Annotated in this window: 17 protein-coding genes; 6 read left to right on the forward strand and 11 right to left on the reverse strand. The window is 66.6% G+C overall.

Annotation, left to right across the window (positions count from 1 at the left end; translation table 11 throughout):
• Positions 1-57: 57 nt before the first annotated feature.
• Positions 58-912, reverse strand: coding sequence for a polyamine aminopropyltransferase (gene speE, locus H4O11_RS10650; protein WP_182339394.1), 855 nt, complete (start codon positions 910-912; stop codon positions 58-60).
• Between the two features lie 172 nt (positions 913-1,084).
• Here speE and speA point away from each other — a divergent pair, with 172 nt between their 5' ends.
• Positions 1,085-2,974, forward strand: coding sequence for an arginine decarboxylase (speA, locus tag H4O11_RS10655; RefSeq protein ID WP_182339395.1), 1,890 nt, complete (start codon positions 1,085-1,087; stop codon positions 2,972-2,974).
• A gap of 41 nt (positions 2,975-3,015) precedes the next feature.
• Here the strand turns inward: speA and H4O11_RS10660 are convergent, their stop codons facing one another.
• Genes H4O11_RS10660 through H4O11_RS10670 form a run of 3 tightly spaced genes read right to left on the reverse strand, consistent with a single transcriptional unit; the run spans position 3,016 to position 5,257 of the window.
• Positions 3,016-4,338, reverse strand: coding sequence for a sensor histidine kinase (locus H4O11_RS10660; protein ID WP_182339396.1), 1,323 nt, complete (start codon positions 4,336-4,338; stop codon positions 3,016-3,018).
• Complete coding sequence (locus H4O11_RS10665) at positions 4,335-4,997, reverse strand: response regulator transcription factor (protein ID WP_182339397.1); 663 nt, start codon at positions 4,995-4,997, stop codon at positions 4,335-4,337. Before H4O11_RS10665 ends, H4O11_RS10660 begins: the two co-directional genes overlap by 4 nt.
• Complete coding sequence (locus H4O11_RS10670; RefSeq protein WP_246333423.1) at positions 4,997-5,257, reverse strand: PepSY domain-containing protein; 261 nt, start codon at positions 5,255-5,257, stop codon at positions 4,997-4,999. Before H4O11_RS10670 ends, H4O11_RS10665 begins: the two co-directional genes overlap by 1 nt.
• A gap of 160 nt (positions 5,258-5,417) precedes the next feature.
• Here H4O11_RS10670 and H4O11_RS10675 point away from each other — a divergent pair, with 160 nt between their 5' ends.
• On the forward strand, positions 5,418-5,855 hold the full coding sequence (locus H4O11_RS10675) for a PepSY domain-containing protein (protein ID WP_182339399.1): 438 nt from the start codon (positions 5,418-5,420) through the stop codon (positions 5,853-5,855).
• A 48-nt stretch (positions 5,856-5,903) separates the two neighbouring features.
• Here H4O11_RS10675 and H4O11_RS10680 read toward each other — a convergent pair whose 3' ends face one another.
• Positions 5,904-6,401: a hypothetical protein gene (locus tag H4O11_RS10680; RefSeq protein WP_182339400.1), complete on the reverse strand. Its 498-nt coding sequence runs from the start codon at positions 6,399-6,401 to the stop codon at positions 5,904-5,906.
• Positions 6,402-6,527: 126 nt separating this feature from the next.
• Entirely contained in the window at positions 6,528-7,022 is a 495-nt protein-coding gene (locus H4O11_RS10685) for a lipocalin family protein (RefSeq protein ID WP_182339401.1), read from the reverse strand.
• A gap of 164 nt (positions 7,023-7,186) precedes the next feature.
• On the opposite strand from H4O11_RS10685, the gene H4O11_RS10690 reads away from it, so the two are divergent.
• Both H4O11_RS10690 and H4O11_RS10695 read left to right on the forward strand, forming a co-directional pair.
• Complete coding sequence (locus H4O11_RS10690) at positions 7,187-7,435, forward strand: hypothetical protein (protein ID WP_182339402.1); 249 nt, start codon at positions 7,187-7,189, stop codon at positions 7,433-7,435.
• Between the two features lie 109 nt (positions 7,436-7,544).
• Positions 7,545-9,920, forward strand: a complete 2,376-nt coding sequence (locus tag H4O11_RS10695; protein WP_182339473.1) for a DUF3772 domain-containing protein — start codon at positions 7,545-7,547, stop codon at positions 9,918-9,920.
• A 77-nt stretch (positions 9,921-9,997) separates the two neighbouring features.
• Here H4O11_RS10695 and H4O11_RS10700 read toward each other — a convergent pair whose 3' ends face one another.
• On the reverse strand, positions 9,998-12,103 hold the full coding sequence (locus H4O11_RS10700; RefSeq protein WP_182339403.1) for a phosphoglycerol transferase I: 2,106 nt from the start codon (positions 12,101-12,103) through the stop codon (positions 9,998-10,000).
• A gap of 201 nt (positions 12,104-12,304) precedes the next feature.
• Complete coding sequence (locus tag H4O11_RS10705; RefSeq protein ID WP_246333432.1) at positions 12,305-13,945, reverse strand: ABC1 kinase family protein; 1,641 nt, start codon at positions 13,943-13,945, stop codon at positions 12,305-12,307.
• A 188-nt stretch (positions 13,946-14,133) separates the two neighbouring features.
• On the opposite strand from H4O11_RS10705, the gene H4O11_RS10710 reads away from it, so the two are divergent.
• Positions 14,134-15,066 (forward strand): DUF808 domain-containing protein, encoded by a 933-nt coding sequence (locus H4O11_RS10710; RefSeq protein WP_182339405.1) that lies wholly within the window; start codon positions 14,134-14,136, stop codon positions 15,064-15,066.
• A gap of 13 nt (positions 15,067-15,079) precedes the next feature.
• On the opposite strand, the gene H4O11_RS10715 is transcribed toward H4O11_RS10710, so the two are convergent.
• On the reverse strand, positions 15,080-16,627 hold the full coding sequence (locus H4O11_RS10715) for a GGDEF domain-containing protein (RefSeq protein ID WP_182339406.1): 1,548 nt from the start codon (positions 16,625-16,627) through the stop codon (positions 15,080-15,082).
• A gap of 106 nt (positions 16,628-16,733) precedes the next feature.
• Between H4O11_RS10715 and H4O11_RS10720 the strand changes: the two genes are divergently transcribed.
• Entirely contained in the window at positions 16,734-17,369 is a 636-nt protein-coding gene (locus H4O11_RS10720) for a Rossmann-fold NAD(P)-binding domain-containing protein (protein WP_182339407.1), read from the forward strand.
• A 154-nt stretch (positions 17,370-17,523) separates the two neighbouring features.
• Here H4O11_RS10720 and H4O11_RS10725 read toward each other — a convergent pair whose 3' ends face one another.
• Complete coding sequence (locus H4O11_RS10725) at positions 17,524-18,909, reverse strand: dihydrolipoamide acetyltransferase family protein (RefSeq protein ID WP_182339408.1); 1,386 nt, start codon at positions 18,907-18,909, stop codon at positions 17,524-17,526.
• Positions 18,906-19,259: an SH3 domain-containing protein gene (locus H4O11_RS10730; RefSeq protein ID WP_182339409.1), complete on the reverse strand. Its 354-nt coding sequence runs from the start codon at positions 19,257-19,259 to the stop codon at positions 18,906-18,908. Before H4O11_RS10730 ends, H4O11_RS10725 begins: the two co-directional genes overlap by 4 nt.
• Position 19,260: the final 1 nt, after the last annotated feature.

The following is a 19,260-nucleotide window of genomic DNA, read 5'->3' on the forward strand; positions in this document are numbered from 1 at the left end:
AGCTGCGTAACGCCGGGCATGGCCCGGCGCTACGGAGGAAACCCGCGCAGGTCCGGATCAGGCTTTCAGCGCTGCCTGTACGAACGGCGGGGTCACCAGCACGCCGGTGTGCAGCGCGGCAGTGTAGTACAGGGTGTCGAAGCCCTTGGCGGCTGCATCGGCCTGGCGGAAGTCGAAGCCGCTTTCGCCCTTGCGCGCCAGGGTCACGCTCCACCAGCCGGTGGGGTAGCACGGCTGCGGGAACGGCAGGGTCTTGAACGAGCCGAAGCCGGCCTTGCCCATTTCCGTGCGCATTTCATTGATCAGGTCCAGCTGCATCAGCGGCGATTCGGACTGCTGCACCAGGATGCCGTCGTCCTTCAGGGCCTTGAAGCAGCTTTCGTAGAAGGCCTTGTTGAACAGGCCTTCGCCAGGGCCGACCGGATCGGTCGAGTCGACGATCACCACGTCCACGCTGCCGGCCGGGCAGTTGGCCATGTAGGCCACGCCGTCGTCGAACATCAGCTCGGCGCGTGCATCGCCGTTGGAATCGCACAGCTCCGGGAAGTGCTTCTCGGCCATGCGGGTGACCTGCTCGTCGATGTCGCACTGGGTCACGCTCTGCACGCCCTTGTGCTTGAGTACTTCGCGCAGCGTGCCGCAGTCGCCGCCACCGATGATCACCACGCGCTTGGGCGCGGCGTGGGTGAACAGCACCGGGTGGCTGATCATCTCGTGGTAGAAGAAGTTGTCCTTGCTGGTCAGCATGATGGCCCCGTCGATCGTCATCAGGTTGCCCCAATCGGTGGTCTGGAAGATCTCGATCTTCTGGAACGCCGACTGCACCTCGTCCAGCTTGCCGGTGATGCGGTAGCCGATGGCCGAGCCGGTGCGCTCGAAATGCTCGATGTACCAGTTGTTGTTGTCAGTCATGAGGGAGCAGTCCTGTTCGGAGGAGATGGAGTTGGGCTGGCGGTGGCAGACCGCAGGGCAGGTCCGTTCAGGTCCAGGGGACCGGTCACGGGCGCGGGCGCGCATGATAACGAACCCGTCGTCGATCAGGGGTTATCATGCACCCCCTTTTTTACCAACCAGGCCGACTGCAATGACCGATTGGTCCCTCGACCAAGCCCGCAAGACCTACTCGATCCCGCATTGGGCGGATGGGTACTTCGACGTGGACCAGGCGGGGCACATGGTGGTGAGGCCTACCGGGGCCGATGGCCCGGTGGTATCGCTGCCGGCCGTGGTCGACGCGGCGCGCGCCAATGGTGCCAAGCTGCCGCTGCTGGTACGTTTTCCGGACATCCTGGGCCAGCGACTGGGCAAGCTGCAGGCCGCCTTCAGGCAGGCGCAGGCCGACTGGGAGTATCCGGGCGGCTATACCGCGGTGTACCCGATCAAGGTCAACCAGCACCGTGGCGTGGCCGGCACCCTGGCCAGCCACCATGGCGAGGGCTTCGGCCTGGAAGCGGGCAGCAAGCCGGAGTTGATGGCCGTGCTGGCGCTGTCGCGGCCGGGCGGGTTGATCGTCTGCAATGGCTACAAGGACCGTGAGTACATCCGCCTGGCGCTGATCGGCCGCAAGCTGGGCCTGCAGACCTACATCGTCATCGAGAAGCCGTCCGAACTGAAGCTGGTGCTGGAAGAATCCAAGGCACTGGACGTGAAGCCGGGCCTGGGCGTGCGCATGCGTTTGGCCTCGCTGGGCGCTGGCAAATGGCAGAACAGCGGAGGCGACAAGGCCAAGTTCGGCCTGTCGCCGCGCCAGCTGCTGGACCTGTGGAAGTCGCTGCGCGATACCGAGTACGCCGACTGCCTGGGCCTGCTGCATTTCCACATGGGTTCGCAGATTTCCAACGTGCGCGACATCGCCAATGGCATGCGCGAGGCCACCCGCTACTTCGTCGAGATGTCGCGGCTGGGCGCGAAGATCACCCATGTGGACGTGGGGGGTGGATTGGGCGTGGATTACGAAGGCACCCGTTCGCGCAGCTTCTGTTCGATCAACTATGGGTTGAACTCATATGCCAGCAACATCGTGCAGCCGCTGGCCAATGCCTGCGAAGAGCATGGCCTGACCCCGCCGCGCATCGTCACCGAGTGCGGTCGTGCGATGACAGCACACCACGCGGTGTTGATCGCCAACGTGTCCGAGGTGGAGCAGGCGCAGGAAGGCCGCGTGCCGGACCAGCATGACGACGAGCCGGCGGCGATCCGCCACCTGCGCGAGATCCATGCCGAGCTGGACGAGCGCCCGGCGGTGGAGCTGTTCCAGGAGGCCCAGCATTTCCATGCCGAGGGACTGTCCAGCTATGCGCTGGGCCAGATCGACCTGCCCCAGCGCGCGCGCATCGATGACTTGTTCTACGCCATCGCCCATGCGGTGCGCATGCGCCTGAGCTACGACGAGAAGAGCCATCGCCCGGTGCTGGATGAGTTGAACGAGCGGCTGGTAGACAAGTATTTCGTCAACTTCAGCGTGTTCGAATCGATCCCGGACGTATGGGCCATCGACCAGGTGTTCCCGATCGTGCCGATCGAGCGCCTGGACGAGCAGCCGGACCGCCGCGGCATCATCGCCGACATGACCTGCGATTCCGACGGCATGGTCAAGACCTATGTCGAGAACGAGAGCTTGGACAGCTCGTTGCCACTGCATGCGTTGAACGCCGGCGAAAGCTACCGCATCGGCTTCTTCATGGTCGGGGCGTACCAGGAGATCCTGGGCGACATCCACAACCTGTTCGGCGATACCGACGCGGTGGAAGTGCTGGCCGATGCCGATGGTTATGCGATCACCCAGCAGCGCCGGGGCGATACCACCGATGTGATGCTGGATTACGTGGGCTACAGCCTGGCGGAGCTGCGTGCGACGTATGCAGAACGCGTGGCCGCCGCCGGGCTGTCGGCCGAGCGCGCGCAGGAACTGTCCGCTGCGCTGGAAGCAGGCTTGACCGGTTATACCTACCTGTCCGACGAACCGTTGGTGTAACCAACCCACGCAGGGCCGGGCCATGCCCGGCCCTGCGTGCTTCACCCCACCGGCAACCATAACGTGGCGCGCATTCCTGGCTGGGTGTTCTCGAGCGCCAGCCGGCCGCCATGGCTGGCTGCGATGTCGCCGACGATGGCCAGCCCCAGTCCGCTGCTCCCTTCGCGCTGGTCAAGCCGTACGCCACGCTGCAGCACGCGCTGCAGTTGTGCGGCGTCCAGTCCCGGGCCATCGTCGCTGACGGTGATGCACAGCTGCCCGGCGTCGCGCCGTGCACTGACATGCACGTCCCGTCCCGCCCACTTCGCGGCATTGTCGATCAGGTTGCCCAGCATCTCTTCCAGGTCCGCGGCATCGCCCGCGAACTGCAGCGCGGGGTCGATCATGTCGGCATGGAAATGGACATCGCCATCCCCATGCACCCGTTCCATCAGCTGGCACAAGGTCTGCACCACGGGTGCCACCGACGCGCGTTTGCGATGGTCCACCGCAAGCCCGGCCGCGAGGTAACGGTCGATGCTGCCCTGCATGCGCTTTCCCTGTTCACGCAGCGTGGCACGCCAGCTCCCCCCTGCGCCGTCGGCCTCGGCTGCCAGCACGCTCAAGGGCGTCTTCAGCGCATGCGCCAGATCCTGCGCGCTGGTGCGGGCACGCGCCACCATGCGCTGGTGATGGTCGAGCAGCGCGTTGAGTTCATCACCGAGCGGGGCGATCTCCGCGCTCAGCCCGGCGGTATCGATGTGGTGTGCCTCGCCGCGCCGGACCGTCTCCACCTGCCGGCCCAGGCGACGCAGGGGACGCAGGCCAAAATGGATCTGGGTGGCCAGTACCGCCAGCCAGGCAGCGACCAGCACCGCCAGTGCCAGCGCACTACGCTGCCGGAACTGGGCCACCTGTGCCTGCAGGTCGCTGCGGTCCAATGCCACCAGCACCTGCAGCGGAGCCTGTGCGCGTGGCAGGCGCACCTGCCGGGCCAGCACGCGAAGTGGCTGCTGCAACGGGCCCTGGATGTCGCCGGCCATGCTTTCGCCACCGACGATGGGCATGGGCAGGGTCTGGTCCCACAGCGAGCGTGACTGCAGCAGCACGCTGCCGTCGGCTGCGCTGACCTGCCAGTAGGCACCGGAAAAAACGCGCTGGAAGCGCGCGTCGTTGGGTTCCTGGCGCAGCACCACGCGACCGTCGGCGTCCACTTCCGCCTGCGCGAGCAGGGTCAGCAGGTCCTGCTCCAGCATGGCGTCCAGGCTGTCGCGCGTGGCGCGTTCGAACAGATGGCCGAGCAGCGCGCTGGCCAGCACGGTGACCAGCAGCAATCCCAGTCCGCCAGCCAGCAGCAGGCGGTTGCGCAGCGATCCCGGCTTCATCTGGGTGCCGACAAACGCCAGCCCTGGCCGCGCACGGTGTGGATGAGGTCGACGCCCAGCTTGCGCCGCACCCGTCCCAGCAGGACGTCCAGTGCGTTGGAGTCGGGATCGAAGCCGGCATCGAAGACGTGCTCGCCGAGGCGCTCGCGGCTGATCACGTTGTCCACGTGGTGGATGAAGTAACCGAGCAGGCGGAACTCCTGCGGGCCAAGTGCAAGTTCCTGGCCGTCCAGGCGGAAGCGGCCGGCGTTGACGTCCAGCTGCAGCGGGCCGCACTGCAGGCGTGGGCTGGCGTGGCCGGTACTGCGGCGGATCAGCGCACGCAGCCGCAGCACCAGCTCGTCAGGCTGGAACGGTTTGGTCAGGTAGTCGTCGGCGCCGGCATCGAAGCCGGCCAGTTTGTCGTGCCAGCGGGCGCGTGCGGTCAGTACCAGTACCGGGAACGCACGGCCGTTGGCACGCCAGCGTTCGATGATGCTCAGTCCATCCAGGCCCGGCAGGCCGAGATCGACGATGGCGGCCTGCACGTCTTCCAGCTGGCCGTGCTCTTCGGCCTGGCGACCATCGGCGAACATGTCCACCACGTAACCGGCCTGTTCCAGCAACGGCTGCAGGCGCTGCGCCAGCTCGCTGTCATCCTCGGCCAACAGGATCCGCATCAGTCGTCCAGCTCCGTTTTCAACAGCTTGCCGTTGCGCGCATCATAGTCCAGCTCCACGACAACGCCGTCATCGCGCAGGATCTCGACTTCATAGACGCCGTCGTCCAGTTCCACCTCCAGGAATTTACCCGGATGGCGTCGCAGTGCGTCGCGCACCACGTCTTCCAGTGGCACGTAGCGGCCTTGTTCAACGGCGCGGCGCGCGGTCTGCTGGGCATGGTCGTCGCCTGCCGCCGCCGGCAGGGCCGGCAGCAGCATGAGGATGAGCAGGGCAAGGGATCTGCACGGATACATGTGTACAGGAATACCGCGCTTGCCTAACAGTCGGGTAACAGCACAGCCTAGGGGTCTGTTAGGAACGCCGGGCAGACTGTGTTGGCCGGACCGATGCGGTCCATTCCCAGACAGGAGATGTCCCATGTTCAAGCCACTTGCTCTTGCCGCTGCTGCCGCGGCATTGCTGGCAACCGCCACCGCACACGCCGCTCCGCTGGGCTTGGCGCAGGTGGAACAGGCGCTGCGCGCCGCCGGATACAGCCGCATCCATGAGATCGAGAAGGACGATGGCCTGTGGGAGGCCGACGTAACCCGCGACGACGGACGCTTCCGCGAGGTCCATGTGGACCCGAAGACCGGTGAGATTTTCGATGAACTCGACGGCCGCAGCCAGCTGTCGATCGACCAGCTGTTGGCCAGGGCCAGGGCACAGGGGCTGCAGGAGATCCATTCGGTGGAACGCGATGGCGCCATCTGGAAGCTGGAGGCCCGCAACGCGCGCAACCAGAAGGTGGACGTGCGCATGAGCGGCCATGATGGCCGGATCCTGGCCAGCGAGCGTGAGGGTTGGCTGGACTGATGGCCGGTGCCGGGCAACAACGCCGGGGGCCATGCCCCGTCCGGGGAATTACCAGCCGAACGGTGGCGGACGGCCCCAGTAGCCGGGGCCCGGACCAAAGCCGCCGCCGTAGGGACCATCCCATGGGCCGTAGAAGCCTGGACCGTTGCCTTCGCTGACGTGGATGTTGACGTTCACCCCTCGGGTCTTGCCTTCGTCGGTGGTGTAGTTCTTGCTGAGATTCAGCGTGGCGGCGTTGTAGTGGCTGTTGCCGTAGCCCTTGGAGTAGCCGATGCCGGTGCTGAAGCTGCCGGATACCTTCATCTTGTCGTCGTCCAGCGTGCCAGGGCTGCCGTCCGCACGCGGGCGTGGCCCGGTCTTGTCGCCGTAGTACGTCCCGGGCGCATCCTGCTGGAAGCTGGGGTCGTTGAGGTAGCGCAGCGGCTCGTTCGGAACGGCCAGGTTCAGGCCGGTGACCGACTGCGGGCCGGTGGCGCCAGCCGCACTCTGGGCCAGCGCCACCGAAGGGGCGCAGGCCAGGCACAGCAGGATAAGGGGGCGGATCATCGCGGGACGCTCCAGCATCGGACGGGGCAGGGCACGCGGGCCCTCATGGCGACGCTAGCAGCTGCTGGTTGAATGATGCCTGTCGTGGCGCGCATGCGCCATGGCGTGCGCCACAGGTCCCCACGCCTAGGCGGTCTTGTTGCCCGTGTGCGGGGTGTCGATCAGCTTGGACAGGTCGAAGCCCTGCTGGCGTGCCGTGGCCAGGTAATGGTCGCGTACGGTCTTGTCCAGCTGCGGCGTGCGTGCCAGCAGCCAGAGATACTCGCGGTCCGGGCTGCCGACCAGGGAGACGCTGTAATCCGGCGCCACCTGGATCACCCAGTAGTCGCCCTTGGTGAAAGGCAGCCAGCGCAGCCCCTTGGGCAGGAAGCTGACCGCCAGGCGCGCGCTGTCATTGTCGACGACGCAGGCTTCACCGATGGCCTCTTCCAGTACGCCATCCATGCGGCAGCGGTTGTGCACGCGCACGTTGCCGTCTTCCTGCAGGCTGTAGTGGGCCGACACATCGGTGCAGCCCTCGGGTTCGTGGCGCATGGGCAGCCGGGCGATTTCGTACCACGTGCCCAGGTAACGGGGCAGCTTGAGGTCGGGCACGGTTTTCAGGTCTGGATGGGCAGTCATGGTGGGCTCGGCCCGGAAGCGGTAGGACACCTTGCCGCCACCGGCGATAGGGTGAGGTGAAACCGCCTGCAGGTGGCGTGATCGAAACATTGCGTATCGGCCTGCGGCTTTATGGAGCAGGCCATTGCGTCCATGCTGGAGCGACGTATCAAGGAGTGAAAGCGATGTACCAGGTCATCCTGCTCAAATCCGAATCCACTTTTGAACGCGACCGTTGGGAAGATGCCGAACCGGTGGTAGAGCGCGGCGGCGTTGCCTACACGCTGCGTGCTGGCCCGCGCCAACCCCTGCCGACCGACCACGCGTGGGATCCGGTGGCGGTCTACGCGCCGGAGGACATCACCGAGGAGGAATTCCAGGAGTGGTATGCGCGGCAGCAGCCACAGGTGGAAGAACTGCGGCTGAAATACTGATTCGATCACGACGCCGGGCGTCGTATAGTCCGCGCAGGCGTGGTGGTCCGCGCATCCCGGTACTCGTGCATTGTCCTCCTTCAGCCTGATCTCCAAGCGTGGCGCCCTGATGGGCCTGTTGATGTCCCTGTCCCTGCTCGTGGGCCCCGTGTACGCGCAGGACAAGGCCGAGCCGGATCCGGAAGCACGGGTAGCGCGCGCCGAGGCCACGCTGAAGGCAGCGCGTGCTTCCCTGGATGATGCCGATACGCCGCTCACGCTTGATGCCCTGAGCGAACGTGCGCAGTCGGCCAAGGATGACGCGGACGCTGCCGCCAAGGCGCTGGCACCACAGCTGGCGCAGGTCAACGAGCAGTTGGCGCCGCTGGGCGAGGTGGCCGACGGCATCACGGAGTCACGCGAAGTGGCGGTGCAGCGTGCCGCCCTGGGCCGGCAGCGCAACGCGCTGGACGGCACGATCAAGCGCGCCGAACTGGCGGCGGTCAACGCATCGCAGCTGTTGGCTGACATCGACAAAATGCGGGTCAGCCAGTTCAGCGAGGAACTGGGCCGCAAGGTGGCGTCGCCGTTGTCGCCTGCATTGTGGCACCAGGTTGCCGAGGTTGCGCCGTCCGACACCACCCGGGTAGTGGGGCTTTACCGGCAGGGTGCCAGTGCGGTGCGAACCGCGTTCAAGCGCGAAGGCTGGGGCGTTCCATTGCTGGGGCTGGGCGTGGCCCTGGTCCTGTTCTTCCCGCTGCGGCTGTGGCTGCGGAGCGCAGGACGGCGCTACGCCGCATCCGAGCGCGCGCCGAAGGGGCGCCTTCGCCGGTCCGGCCTGGCGGTCTGGTTGCTGGCGGTCGGCACGCTGCTGCCGGGCCTCGCAGCATGGACGCTGTTGTCGGCGCTGGATTCGGTGGGCGCCATTCCGCCGCGCCTGCAGACGGTGTCGGGGCATTTCCTCCTGGCTACCTGCTTTGCTGCTTTCATCGTTGCGCTCAGCGCCAGCCTGCTGGTGCCCAAGCGGCCATCATGGCGCCTGCTGGACCTTGATGACACCGCCGCGCGCAACCTGCGCAAGTACGCATGGAGTGCGGCCGCAGTCAGCTGGATAAGCATCATGCTGGTGGCGGTGGACCATGCGGCGCGTACCAGCGAGGTCAATACGATCGCGCTGGATGGGGTGATCGCGCTGACCTACCTGGGCCTGATCATGGCCATGCTGGTGACGCTGTCGCGGCTGCATCGGCGACAGACTGCCGAAGCCGCCGAGCGCGCTGAGGCACAAGCCGCCGATGCCCGTGCCCGGGGCCCGGCGCAGCGCAGCGGCTGGATGGTGTTGACCCGCGTGGCCGGCAACCTGGTAGTGGTGGCAGCGATCATCGCCTCGCTGCTGGGTTATCTCAATTTCGCCAAATTCGTCACCCAGCAACTGGTGTGGGGCGGCATCGTGGTGCTGACGATGACCCTGCTGCTGAAGTTCGCCGATGACCTGTGCACCGCGATCCTGCATCCGGACAGCCGCTTCGGGCGCACCGTGGTGTTGACCACCGGCCTGAGCGCGGCGCAGGTGGAGCAGGCCGGCGTGCTGCTTTCGGCGGTCAGCCGCATCGGCGTGGTGATCCTGGCGATGCTGGTGTTCGCGGCTCCGTTCGGCAACCTGGGTTCGGTACTGGGCAGCATCGAGTCGCTGTCGCATGGCATCAGCATAGGCAGCATCACCTTGGAGCCGGGCAAGGTGGTGCTGGCGGTGGTGGTACTGCTGGTGGGCCTGGCGCTGATGCAGGCGCTGCAGCGCTGGCTGGTGGAGACCTACCTGCCAAAGACCGAACTGGACCTGGGTGCGCAGAATTCGATCAGCACGGTGGCCCGTTACGTGGGCATCATCCTGGCGGTGCTGTGGGCGCTGGCTGCGCTGGGGATCGGCTTCGAGCGGCTGGCGCTGGTGGTCAGCGCGTTGTCGGTAGGTATTGGCTTCGGCCTGCAGGCAATCACGCAGAACTTCGTCTCCGGGCTGATCCTGCTGGCCGAACGCCCGGTGAAGATCGGCGACTGGGTGAAGATCGGTGACCAGGAAGGCGACATCCGCCGGATCAACGTGCGCTCCACGGAGATCACCGTGGGTGACAAATCAACGCTGATCGTGCCGAACTCCGAGCTGATCACCAAGACCGTGCGCAACATGACGATGGGCAATGCGCAGGGCCGGATCCAGATCCAGTTCTCGGTGCCGTTGAACACCGACGTGGCGGCGGTGAAGCAGGTACTGCTGGATGCGTATGCCGGGCATGCCTCCGTGCTGCAGGATCCCGCCCCGTCGGTGTACATCGATTCCATCAGCGGGGGGCAGGTGGCGATCAACAGTTTCGCCTACACCTCCAGCCCGCGTTCCACCTACGGCACCCGCAGCGATCTGTTCTTCAGCGTGCTGCAGGAGCTGGCAGGCAAGGGCATCGCGTTGTCGGCACCGACCGATATCCATCTGGTCGGTGAGGGGCAGCGGTAGAGCGGGTCCATGACCCGCTTGTTTCAGGGTCTCCTGCCAACCACGCGAACGGCAGCGGGTCATGGACCCGCTCTACCTCAGCCGCGCGGCTGACGCCGCGACGGCACCAGCGCGAAGGTATCCACGGCCAGTTTCTCGGCATGGTTCAGCCATGCGCGGACCTCCAGGTCATCGACCTCGTGGTCCAGCCCGAAGCTGACATTGATGCGGCCGCTGGCATCGGGCTGCACCCACTGCTGGGCCAGCACTACCTGCCGCTGCGACGACACCGCTTCGATCCAGAAGCCGCGCTGCGGCTGCGTGCTGGCCACGAGCTGCAGCATGTACTGCCCGGCGCGCGTGCGACGTCCCTTGGCGGTGATCATGTGCGCCTGGCGCACGCTGGGGCGCGGCCCTGCGAACGCATCCAGCGGTGCATCCACCTGGATGCCACCACGCAGCTGGTCGTCGCGGTACAGCTTGATGCCGTCCTCGCGGTTGACCAGCAGGGCGCACCAGTCGCCGTCGGCCGAACCGTCCTCGAACGCAGTGCAACGATCGACATAGGCCAGGGTGCTGTCCTTGTCGGCCTGCTCGAACTGGCGCGAGGTGTTTTCCAGATATACCGACTTCAGCGCCCAGTCCTTGTCATATTCCAGCAGCACCGGCGGTTGCACGTGCTGCACGCCGACGACCACCTGGTTGCCGTCGTCGATGCGCAGCTCGCGGGTAGGTTCGCCCAGCCACAGCGAGCGTGCGAAGGAGAGGTACTTCGGGTAGTCGCGGCCATTGTCGCGACGTGCGGCCACGCTGGCACTGGCCGGACGCTGCGGGTCCAGCAGCGAGCGGCCGAAGCCGATGCGCTGGATGCCTGGATCGAGCAGGCTGAGCAGGGTTGCGCCGCTGTCCAGCGTGGTGGCGTCCTCCACCTGCAACTGGCGCGGCTCGATGCCATCGCCGACGAACAGCAGCAGGTTCTCGCGCTCCTGGCTGGCCAGCACGTGGCTGAGGTCGTTGGGCATGGCCAGGTGGTCGGAGGACACCACGATCAGGGTGTCCTTGCCATGCGGACTGGCCTGGATGCGTGCCACCAGCTGGGAGATCAGGCGGTCGCTGCACTTCAGTGCGTTCAACAGGCCGATGTTGCCGAGCTTGCTTTCGTAGCGTTCGTTCTTGCAGGCCACCGGCAGATGGCCGGCCGGATGGTGGGTGTCCATGGTCAGCGTGGTCAGCATGAACGGCGTGCCGGCGCGTGACAGCTGTTCGAAGCGACGGTAGGCGGTGTCCAGCAGCACGTCATCGTGCACGCCCCATGCCGAATAGTGGATGCGGCCGATCTTCTTCTGCTGCTTGAACCAGTCCAGGTCGTGCACTTCATCGAACCCGTGGCTGGCCAGGAACTGGCCCTTGCCGGCGAACTGCCCGTCGGCACCGCCCAGGTAATGGTTGGTGTAGCCCTGCTGTTTCAGGTAATCGCCCAGGCAGACGGCCCTGGGCAGGAAATTGCCCATCCGTCCCATGCTGTTCTCATCGCCATGGGCGGTGGTCAACGGAACGCCGCACATCGAGGCGACCAGGCCGGCGATGGTCCAGCCGCTGCCTTCGGGGGAATCCAGCCCGCGCACGTCCAGCGAGCGGGCCGCCAGGCGGCTCAGGTTCGGCATCAGGCCGGGGAACGCTTTCTCGTCCAGATAGGTGCGTTCCAGGCTTTCACCGTAGATCCAGACGATGTTGCGCGGACGCTGCAGTGGCTGCACCGGTACCTGGTATTCCGGTGCTATCTGCGCGAAGTCGACCGGGCGCAGCTGGTAGTACAGGCGCTGGCCATCGGAGAACAGCGGGCTGATGAACACCGCCAGCAACCAGACGCCGGCGAAGCCGGTGAACCAGGACTTGCCATGTGCAGGACGCTGCCAACGCTTGACCCGCGCCAGCGCCAGCGGCAGCAGGGAAACCAGCAGCAGTGCGATGGAGCCTGCGATGACACGCTTGAAGTCGGAAACGCCCGCACCTTCCATGTCCGCGCCAAGGTGGTACAGCGTGGCGGCATTCAATCCGTCGCCGGACAACTGGTCGATCGTCCACCAGAGGCTCAACGCCACCATCAGCAACGACAGCAGGCCAGCCTTCCACCACAACCACTTGCTGGATACCAGCAACAGCCAGGCGAGCACGAACAGTGTAAACAGGAGAATCCAGAGCATGGGCAGATTCGGCAGTGACGGGAGTGGTGATGGACGTCGTACCGACGCGTGTCCATCCGACCGGACTGCCAACCACAGCGACATGACACCCCGATGACCGGATCATGCCTGCACGAACCTGACTGAAATGTTTGTTGGAAGCGACGGCGCGGTTTCTACCACGCCCCCTGTAAAGTGAACGTTAAGCGTTGCAGGGCCCGCTCAACGGTGCCCGCGTTCCTCGCGTGCGCGTGCGCGACGGTCGAACAGCAGCGCGCTGGCAATGATGCCGAGCCCGAGGAACACGCCGATCAGCATCAGCACCATGGCGATGGCCGGGTAGCCGAACAGGTGCACGCCATTGTCGATCTTCATCATCAGTGCCGAAGCCAGGATCAGCGCCGCGGTGACGATGCCGGCCGACACCCGGTTGGCGATCTTCTGCAGGTTCTCCATCAACCGCGATTCCTCCAGCCCGGTCACCTTCATCTGCAGGCGGTTCTCTGCCAGCAGGGCCAGGATGTCGGTCATCTTGCGCGGCCCGACCCGCAACAGCTCCTGCACCTCCATGGCCTCGCTGGCCAGGTTGGCGGCAGACAGCGATTTCTTCAGCCGTGCGCGCATCACGTGCTGCAGCTGTTTTTCCACGATGCGACGCGTGTCCAGCGTGGGCGAGAGCAGGCGGCACACCGTTTCCAGGTTCAGCAGTGCCTTGCCGATCAGGCTCAGCTCCGGCGGGGTGCGCAACCCGGAGGCGGTGGCGATGCGCACCATGTCCAGCACCACGCGGCCTTCGGAGTAATGGCTGCTGGCCGCATAACGGGCGATCATCTGCCCGGTTTCGCGCAGGTAGCGTTCTTCCTCGAATGATTCCAGCCGTGTACTGATCGCGATGATCTCGTCGGCGACTTCCTCGCCGCGGCCATCGACGGCGGCGAACAGTACTTTCAACAGCCGCTCGCGCAGGCGTGGCGGCATGTGCGCGACCATGCCCAGGTCGAAGATGGCCAGGCGCCCGTCACCGGTCACGCGCAGGTTGCCCGGGTGCGGATCGGCGTGGATCTCGCCATGCACGAATATCTGGTCGAGATAGCCACGGATCAGGGCGGCGGCCAGCGGATCCATCGCCTGTTCGGTGCGGCGCACGTCCGGAATCATGTCCACGCGCACGCCGTCGGCCAGCTGCATGGTCAGCACCCGGTGGCTGCAGTAGTCCCAGATCGGCTGCGGTACCCATAGCGGCTTGAACGGCCGCAGGTGCTGGCCGAAGCGTTGCAGGTTCTCCGCTTCGGCCTGGTAGTCCAGTTCCTGCATGAGCGTCTTGGCAAACTCGTTGAGCCAGTCGCGCAGGCGCACGCGGCGGCCAACCTGGGTCAGGTGGTCGGCGGCCAGGGCGAAGCTGCGCAGCGCTTCCAGGTCCGAACGCAGCTGTGCGGCCACTTCCGGCTTCTGCACCTTGACGGCTACTTCGCGGCCATCGTGCAGGGTGGCGCGGTGGACCTGGGCGATCGAGGCACAGCCCAGCGGGACCGGGTCGAAGCTGGCGAACAGCTTGCCCACCGCCACGCCGAGTTCCTTCTCGATGATGGCGTGGATGCGTTCGACCGGGATCGGCGCGACGCTTTCCTGCATCCGTTCCAGCGCCGTGGCGAACTCCACCGGCACCATGTCCGGCCGGGTCGACAGCATCTGCCCGAGTTTGACGAAGGTAGGCCCCAGCGATTCCAGGTCGGTGACGAACTGTTCCGGATTCCCGTCTGGCGGCACGTCCGGCGCCCCCGCCGCATCGAGGTTCATGCCGGAGAACACGCCGGAATTGCGGTAGCGCATCAGCAACCGCAGGATCTGGCTGCGACGGTTCATGCCGGTCACCAGTGGCGGGTTGGCAGGCGCGACAGGCGGATTGTTCAAGCAGGACTCCGCGACGGTACGGGAACGCGCAGTGTGGCCGGGACCAGGTGGTGGGCCGGTGAATCCGGGCCTGCCTTCCAGGATTCACGCCGGATCAGTCAGAATCCAGCCCGTGCCCCCTTCCTGATCCTGGATACTCCATGGCCGGTGCCAGCCTGTTCACCCTCCTCGACGACATCGCCGCGCTGCTGGACGATGTCGCTGTCCTGACCAAGGTGGCGGCGAAGAAGACCGCCGGCGTGCTCGGCGACGACCTTGCGCTCAATGCGCAGCAGGTGTCCGGGGTCAGTGCCAACCGGGAACTGCCGGTGGTGTGGGCGGTGGCCAAGGGCTCGCTGGTGAACAAGGTGATCCTGGTGCCGGCGGCGCTGGCGATCAGCGCGCTGGAAGCATGGCTGGAGTCACGAGGCTACGACGTACCGCTGATCGTGCCGCTGATGATGCTCGGCGGTGCATTCCTCTGCTACGAAGGCGTGGAAAAGCTGGCACATCGTTTCCTGCACCGGGCCGAAGAGGACGAGCAGAAGCAGGCACGACGACTGCAGGCACTGGCCGACGAACAGGTCGACATGGTGGCGTGGGAAAAGGACAAGATCAAAGGCGCGATCCGCACCGATTTCATCCTGTCGGCCGAGATCATCGTGCTGACGCTGGGCGTTGTCGTCGGTGCGGACTCCGGCTTCGTGCAGCAGCTTGCGACGCTGTCGGTGGTGGCGCTGGCGATGACGGTGTTCGTCTACGGGTTGGTGGGTGGCATCGTCAAGCTGGACGATGCGGGCCTGTACCTGTCACGCAAGGGCGGTGCACGGGCCGCGCTGGGACGTGGCCTGCTGGCGGGCGCGCCATGGCTGATGAAGTTCCTGTCCGTGGCGGGTACCGCTGCGATGTTCCTGGTCGGGGGCGGCATCCTGGTGCACAACGTGCCGGTGCTGCATCACTGGGTGCTTGGGCACGGCGGTGAAGGGCAATGGGCGTGGCTGGTCAACGCATTGGCGAACGTGGCCGTAGGGGTGGTCATCGGCGCGCTGGTGCTGGGCGCGGTGATGCTGGCGCAGAAGCTGCGCAGGCAGTAAGGCCCGGACGGCGTCATGGCGCTTCTGCCGCCTGCACGCGGTTTCGGCCCAGGCCCTTGGCGGCATACAGCGCCTCGTCGGCACGTTGCAGCAGCGACTCGGGCGTGTCGCCCTTCCGCCATTGCGCCAGCCCCGCGCTGAAATGCACCGGGACCCGTTGTTCCTGCACGGTCAAGGTGCGCTGTGCCAATGAACGCTGCAGGCGTTGCAGGGTCGACATGCCATCGGCGCCAGGTGTTTCCGGCATCACCAGCACGAACTCGTCGCCGCCCAATCGTGCCACGCAGTCGCCGGCCCGCAGCAGCAACTGGCAGACCGCAACGAAATGGCGGAGCAGGGCGTCGCCGCCGGCATGGCCATGCAACGCGTTGGTCTGGCTGAACTCATCCAGGTCGATCACTGCCACCGCCAATGGGCTTCCTGCCCGCATGGCCCGCGCCAGCTCGGACCGCAGCAGGTCATCCAGCCCGCGTCGGTTGAGCGCGCCGGTAAGCGGATCGGTACGGACAAGGTCGGTAACCTCGCGCAGCTCCTGCTCCAGCTGGGTGATGCGCTGTTCGGCCACCGCCACCTGCTGGCGCGCACTGGCCAGGTGATCGCGGGCCTGTGCCGCCTGCTGCTGCACGCGCCCGGTGTCCTGCAGCACGCCCTGCAGCAGTTGGTTCAGGTCGGCGAGGCTGCGTGCTTCGCGCAATGCCAGCGCATAGCTGCTGATGCGGTCGTGGTACTCACCGGTGCTGCTGGCCATGCCATCGAGCTGCTTCACGAAGTCGCCCATCAAGCCGCGCATGGCCGCCTTGGAATCGCTGATGCCTTGCTTCAGCAGCCCCTGGCGATAGATCACCTGGCGCAGCCCGGCACGCGTTCGTTCCACCGCTGCGGTATCCAGCGGACCGGCCAGCAGCTGGCGTACGGCGTCGATCTGGCCATGCAGCCAGGCGCCGTCGTCCAGCAGTTCGCTGATGTTTTCCAGCAGCAGGTCGAACAGGCTGAGCAGCAGGGCGTCGCGCTCCTGCCACGCCTCGCTGCGCACGCCGATCTGGTGGCCCAGCTCACGCAGCCCATGTTCCAGGGCATCCAGCGGCTGGCCGGGTTGCCACTGCCGCCAGGCGGCCGCCTGCTGGATGGCCTGGTCGCGCAGTTGCGGGTCGTGCTGCAGCAGGCTGGCCAGGGCGATGCCGAGGACGTGGCGCAACTGGTCGCGCAGGCGCTCGCTGTCCGGGGGGCCGGTTGGTGCTTGCAGTTCGATGGTGCGGATGTATTTATCGATCAACTGGCGCATTGCGCGGCCATAGCGTGGCCAGTCCGCACTGGCCTGGGCCGAGCGCAGGCGATCGCCCATGTCACCCAGCTCGCCGGGCAGGGAGGCCATGCCATCGGCGAATGCCGCCAGCAACGTATCGGGCTGCCCGGCGGCGGCGAACATCTGCTGCAGCGCTGCGCCATCCGCGCTTCGCCGCATGGGAGCGGCCGGTGGCTGTCCCGTCGCAGCCGCACGCACCTGCGCCGGCGGCCCGATCCGGGTGCTGGAGGCGGGGTGGGAGTCGCTGCGATCCGTCATGCGGGCATCCATGTGGCGGGTGGGTGCCAGCATATCGGCGGCGTCGTCCTTGGCTTTATACCCGCGTTGCGTCCACCATGGGTGAGGGCGATGCAAGGAAACGGCGATGCGGGTAATGCTGCTGGGGGCGACGGGGCTGGTGGGCGGACAGGCGCTGCAACTGCTGTTGCGCGACCGCCGCTGCACCGCCCTTGTCGCACCGACCCGACGTGCACTGGCACACGGGGCATCCAAGCTCGACAATCCGGTGCTGGATTTCGAGCAGATTCCGGATGACGTGCCCTGGTGGGCCGTGGACGCGGTGATCTGTGCGTTGGGCAGCACCATGGCCCAGGCCGGCAGCCAGGCTGCCTTCCAGCGGATCGACCATGATTACCCGTTGGCGTTTGCCCGACGGGCCCGTGGCCAGGGCGCGGGGGTGTTCGTGCTGAATTCCGCCGCAGGGGCCAATGCCCGGTCGCGGTTTTTCTACAACCGGGTCAAGGGGACGCTGGAAGAGGACCTGCGCGGGCTGGAGTTCCATTCACTGACACTGGTGCGGCCCGGTCTGATTGGAGGGCAGCGCACACAAAAGCGCTTGGGCGAGCATCTGGCGCTGCAGGTGCTGGGGGCGCTGGGGCCGGTGCTGCCGCGCGGCTGGCGGATCAATCCGGCTGGAAACATCGCTGCTGCACTGGTCGAGGCGGCACTGGAACCGCAGCCGGGGGTCAGCGTGGTCGCGGCTGGCGAACTGGTGGGCTAGGAAGAGGGCAGATCCGCCCTGGGTCATGACGGGCCATGCCCGTCACACCGTGCTTCGCGCGGCCCATCATCCGGTACCGCGCCAAGGGTCCAGCGGGGCATGGCCCCGCTCTATTGACCTGACGGGCCACGCCCGCCATCCGCCATGGATGATCTCAGCTGGCCAGGGCCAGGTCGTCCATCATCGCGCGCAGGAAGCGTGCCGCTTCACCACCCGTGGCGGCACGGTGGTCGAAGGTGACCGACAGCGGGATCACCTTGTGCGCTTCCACGCCACCCATCACCGGGGTCATCTGGTGGCGGGCACGGCCGGCCCCCACGATGGCCACGCACGGCGGCACCACGACCGGCGTCGCATAGCGGCCGGCGAACATGCCGAAGTTGGACAGCGAGATCGTGTAGCCGCTCAGTTCCGATGCGGCGATCGAACGGCCCTCCACCTGTTCGCGCAGGCGGTTCACGCCCTCGCGGACGCCGCGTGCATCAAGCATGTCGGCATTGCGCAGCGCGGGGACGAACAGGCCATCGTCGGTGTCCACCGCGATACCCACGTCCACGTGGGCGTGCAGCGTACGGGTGAGCGCTTCACCGTCGAACCACGCATTCATCGCCGGTACCTTCTGGCTGGCGGTGACGATCGCACGCACCAGGCGCGCGGTGACATCGTTGCCCGGCTGCCAGGCGTGGACGTCGGCATCATCGTTCAGCGTGGTCGGCACGACCTTGCTGTGCGCATCGGCCATGACCCGCGCCATGTTGCGGCGCACGCCCTTCAGCGGCTCCGGCTGGCCCTTGGCGACCACGCCCGGTGGCTGGGTGCGCATCGGCTTGCCGGTGGCCGACATCGGCGTGCGCTGGCTTTCGACCCGGACCGGGGCGGCGGCCTGTGCAGCCACCGGTGCGGCAGCGGCAGCCACAACGGGTGCGGCACCGAGCCTGGCACTGCCATCAGCGGCAGCCTGCTTGACGTCGGCCATGGTGACCGCGCCGTCGGTGCCGGTGGCACGTACGCGCGACAGATCGACGCCCAGCTTGCGTGCGGTGGCGCGCACGGCAGGAACCGCCTTGACCCCGCCCACCGCAACCGCCTGCTCGGCATGCACGGTGTTGGAGCTCTGCATCGCACCGACCACCGTACCGGCGTCGTCACGCTCGCTGCCGGCCTTGATCTCGCCGCCTTCGTCGGAGGCGACCACCTTGGCCGGCTGCGCCGGGGCGGGCTCGCCCGTGCTCGCCGGGGCGGCGTGGCCATGGCTGTGGCCCGTGTCCTGCCCGTCCGCGCGCTGTGGCAGGTTCGGGTCGATCTCGAAGCTGGCCAGTACCGCGCCGGTGGGAATGATGTCGCCGACCGCGCCGGCCAGCTTCAGCACCTTGCCGGATACCGGCGAGGGCACTTCCACCACCGCCTTGGCGGTCTCCATCGAGACCAGCGGTTCGTCCAGCCGGATGGTATCGCCCTCCTTGACGAACCATTCCACGATGGTCGCGTCCGGCAAGCCTTCGCCCAGGTCGGGCAGGTTGAAATTCTTGGTCTGGCTCATGTGCAGTTCTCTTCCAGCAGTTCCAGTTCGCGGGCCGGCAGCCAACCCGTCGCGCCATTCGCGCGTTCGGACCACCACCAACCCCCATGTTCATGGTGCAACCGCACCAGTTCGCCGTTTTCCACGTCCAGTTCGCGGGCGTCATAGTCGCGCAGGGCTTCTGCACGACCATCATCCAGCCGTTGCAACCATGCCACCGGAGCCCAGCCGGCACGCCCGTCATCGGTGCGTACCCAGGCGAACGCCGGCCATTCCTCGTCGCGGACTCCCAGTTCGACGATCTGGCCGGCGCGGAACCGGAGCGGGTTGGGATACTGGCTGCGGTACGGGCCTAGAAGGCGGGCCCGCATG

Origin of the sequence: Stenotrophomonas tumulicola (assembly GCF_014117215.1) — a bacterium.
Classification (GTDB): domain Bacteria; phylum Pseudomonadota; class Gammaproteobacteria; order Xanthomonadales; family Xanthomonadaceae; genus Stenotrophomonas; species Stenotrophomonas tumulicola.